We start from the raw sequence: 3698 nt of genomic DNA, 5'->3' as shown, positions 1-3698 counted from the left end.
CTTATGGCCGGTGCTGGTGTAGCCGTTGTTGGTATGGTTCTTGTACCTCTGCTCTCCGGGCTGTTCTCTGTCTAAGCGTTCCTGCATGAAATCCTTGCCGCTCCCGCAGTTCTGCGGGGGCGGCGGAAAGGAGGTTGACACCGTATGGATTTCTTACTTGAAGCCCTGACAAATTGGCTGAAAGAAATGCTGGTGGGCGGTATTATGAGCAACCTTTCGGGGATGTTTGACAGTGTAAACCAACAAGTCGCGGATATATCCGTACAGGTAGGACAGACCCCACAGGGATGGAATGGCAGTATTTTCAATATGATTGAGAATCTGTCAAACTCCATCATGGTGCCGATTGCAGGTGTGATCCTGGCTATCGTGATGACCGTAGACCTGATCCAGATGATTGCAGACAAGAACAACCTGCATGATGTGGATACCTGGATGATTTTCAAGTGGGTGTTCAAATCAGCTGCCGCCATCCTCATTGTCACAAACACATGGAATATCGTGATGGGCGTCTTTGATATGGCGCAGAGCGTGGTGGCGCAGGCGGCAGGGATTATCAATTCGGATGCGTCCATTGACATTTCCTCAGTTATGACCGATCTGGAACCGAGGCTGATGGAAATGGATTTGGGACCGCTGTTCGGACTGTGGTTCCAATCCCTCTTTATTGGCATTACCATGTGGGCGTTGTATATCTGTATCTTTATCGTTATTTATGGCCGTATGATCGAGATCTACCTTGTAACTTCGGTGGCTCCTGTTCCAATGGCTGCAATGATGGGCAAAGAATGGGGCGGTATGGGACAGAATTACCTCCGATCCCTGCTGGCACTGGGCTTTCAGGCGTTTCTCATTATCGTCTGCGTGGCAATTTATGCTGTGCTGGTGCAGAACATCGCTCTGGAAGATGACATCATCATGGCAATCTGGAGCTGCGTGGGCTACACCGTACTGCTATGTTTTACGCTGTTCAAAACCGGCAGTCTCGCCAAATCAGTCTTTCAGGCGCACTAAAACGGAAGGAGGTTTCCACATTGGCTTATGTACCCGTACCCAAGGACTTAACAAAAGTCAAAACAAAGGTCATGTTCAATCTGACCAAGCGGCAGCTTATCTGCTTCACGGGCGGAGCGCTTATTGGCGTACCGCTTTTCTTTTTGCTCAGAAAACCTACCGGAAACAGTGTAGCGGCTATGTGTATGATGCTGGTTATGCTGCCCTTCTTTATGCTGGCTATGTACGAAAAGCATGGACAGCCCCTGGAAAAGATCGTGGGCAACATTCTCAAAGTAGCTGTGATCCGTCCAAAGCAGCGACCTTACCAGACCAACAACTTTTATGCCGTATTAAAGCGGCAGGAAATGCTCGATAAGGAGGTGTATGACATTGTTCACCGCAATAAAAAAATGGCTGCATCGGATGTTCGGAAAAACCGAGGAAAAAACTGTGCGGCCGGTAAAGACAAAGAAAAAGCTGTCCCACGCCGATAAGAAGCAGATCGAAGCGGCCATTGCCCGCGCTAACCGCACGGACAAAAAAGGAAAATCTGCGCAGGACAGTATCCCTTATGAACGGATGTGGCCGGACGGAATCTGCCACGTATCGGACAGCCACTACACAAAGACCATCCAGTTTCAGGACATCAACTATCAGCTCTCCCAAAACGAAGATAAGACGGCAATCTTTGAGGGGTGGTGTGATTTCCTCAATTATTTTGACAGCTCGATTCATTTCCAGCTGTCTTTTTTGAACCTTGCGGCATCGGAGGAGACCTTTGCTAACTCCATTTCCATCCCGCCCCAGAGGGACGCCTTTGACAGTATCCGCGAGGAATACACCACAATGCTGCAAAATCAGCTGGCCAGAGGTAACAACGGTCTCATCAAGACCAAATACCTGACCTTTGGTATCGACGCGGACAGCATCAAAGCCGCCAAGCCCCGTCTGGAGCGTATTGAGACCGATATACTTAATAACTTTAAGCGTCTTGGTGTAGCTGCCAGAACGCTGGACGGTAAAGAAAGGCTTTTTCAGCTTCATGCGGTATTCCACATGGATGAACAACTCCCGTTTCAGTTTGAATGGGACTGGCTGGCTCCTTCCGGTCTGTCCACAAAAGATTTTATTGCACCAAGCTCCTTTGAGTTCCGCACCGGCAAGCAGTTCCGTATGGGTAAGAAATACGGGGCTGTTTCTTTTTTGCAGATTCTCGCACCGGAGCTGAATGACCGTCTGCTGGCTGATTTTCTGGATATGGAAAGCTCGCTCATTGTGAGTATGCACATTCAGTCGGTGGATCAGGTGAAAGCCATCAAAACGGTAAAGCGCAAGATTACCGACCTTGACCGCAGCAAGATCGAGGAACAGAAAAAAGCAGTCCGCGCCGGATATGACATGGACATCATTCCATCTGATCTTGCTACCTACGGCAGTGAAGCGAAAAAACTCTTGCAGGATTTGCAGAGCCGCAACGAGAGAATGTTCCTTTTGACCTTTCTGGTGCTGAACACAGCGGACAATCCCCGTCAGCTTGGCAACAACATTTTCCAGGCAGGCTCCATTGCCCAGAAGTATAACTGTCAGCTGACCAGGCTGGACTTCCAGCAGGAAGAAGGGCTGATGAGCTGTCTGCCCCTGGGACTCAATCAGATCGAGATCCAGCGAGGACTGACCACCAGTTCTACGGCTATCTTTGTACCGTTCACCACACAGGAATTATTCCAGAACGGCAAAGAAGCTCTGTACTATGGCATCAATGCTCTATCCAACAACCTCATCATGGTGGATCGAAAGCTGCTGAAAAACCCAAACGGCCTGATTTTGGGTACGCCGGGTTCCGGTAAGTCCTTCAGCGCAAAACGAGAAATTGCCAACTGCTTTTTGCTTACCAGTGATGATGTTATCATCTGTGACCCGGAAGCAGAGTACGCACCTCTGGTGGAGCGTCTGCATGGGCAGGTCATCAAGATCTCGCCTACCTCCACCAACTACATCAATCCGATGGATCTGAATCTGGACTATTCGGATGATGAAAGCCCGCTGTCACTCAAGTCTGACTTTATCCTCAGCTTGTGTGAGCTGATCGTGGGCGGTAAGGAGGGCTTGCAGCCGGTGCAGAAAACCATTATTGACCGTTGTGTGCGCTTGGTCTATCAGACCTATCTCAATGACCCGCGCCCGGAGAATATGCCCATACTGGAGGATTTGTATAATCTGCTTCGGGAACAGGAGGAAAAGGAAGCCCAGTATATCGCTACAGCTCTTGAAATCTATGTAACCGGCTCCCTCAATGTGTTCAACCACCAGAGCAATGTGGACATTGATAACCGGATTGTCTGCTATGACATCAAGGAACTGGGCAAGCAGCTTAAAAAAATCGGTATGCTGGTGGTTCAGGATCAGGTATGGAACCGTGTCACCATCAACCGTGCTGCGCACAAGTCCACCCGCTACTACATCGACGAGATGCACCTGCTTTTGAAGGAGGAACAGACCGCTGCTTATACGGTGGAAATCTGGAAGCGATTCAGAAAATGGGGCGGTATTCCGACAGGTATCACCCAGAATGTCAAAGACCTTTTGAGCAGCCGCGAGGTAGAGAACATCTTTGAAAACTCGGACTTCGTGTATATGCTTAACCAGGCAGGCGGAGACCGTCAGATTTTGGCGAAGCAACTGGGGATTTCCACGCACCAGCT

At 49.5% G+C, this 3698-nt stretch carries 3 protein-coding genes; all 3 read left to right on the top strand.

The features are described from left to right. Positions 1 to 144: 144 nt before the first annotated feature. A complete protein-coding gene (locus AC075L_RS20475; protein ID WP_002576236.1) occupies positions 145 to 1014 on the top strand; it encodes a VirB6/TrbL-like conjugal transfer protein, CD1112 family in 870 nt (289 codons plus the stop codon). 20 nt (positions 1015 to 1034) lie between these two features. Beyond that, positions 1035 to 1490: a PrgI family protein gene (locus AC075L_RS20470; RefSeq protein WP_002576235.1), complete on the top strand. Its 456-nt coding sequence runs from the start codon at positions 1035 to 1037 to the stop codon at positions 1488 to 1490. Then, positions 1447 to 3698 (top strand): VirB4-like conjugal transfer ATPase, CD1110 family (locus tag AC075L_RS20465; RefSeq protein WP_476388102.1); only part of this gene is annotated, 2252 nt, incomplete at its 3' end. The genes AC075L_RS20470 and AC075L_RS20465, both read left to right, overlap by 44 nt.

The organism is Blautia sp. ZXY-1-B12, from assembly GCF_056339915.1.
This window is presented reverse-complemented; position numbering and strand designations above follow the sequence as displayed.

Bases quoted from the DNA above. Each gene is read 5' to 3' on its own strand.
- AC075L_RS20475 (WP_002576236.1), top strand. From the start codon at position 145: ATGGATTTCTTACTTGAAGCCCTGACAAATTGGCTGAAAGAAATGCTG.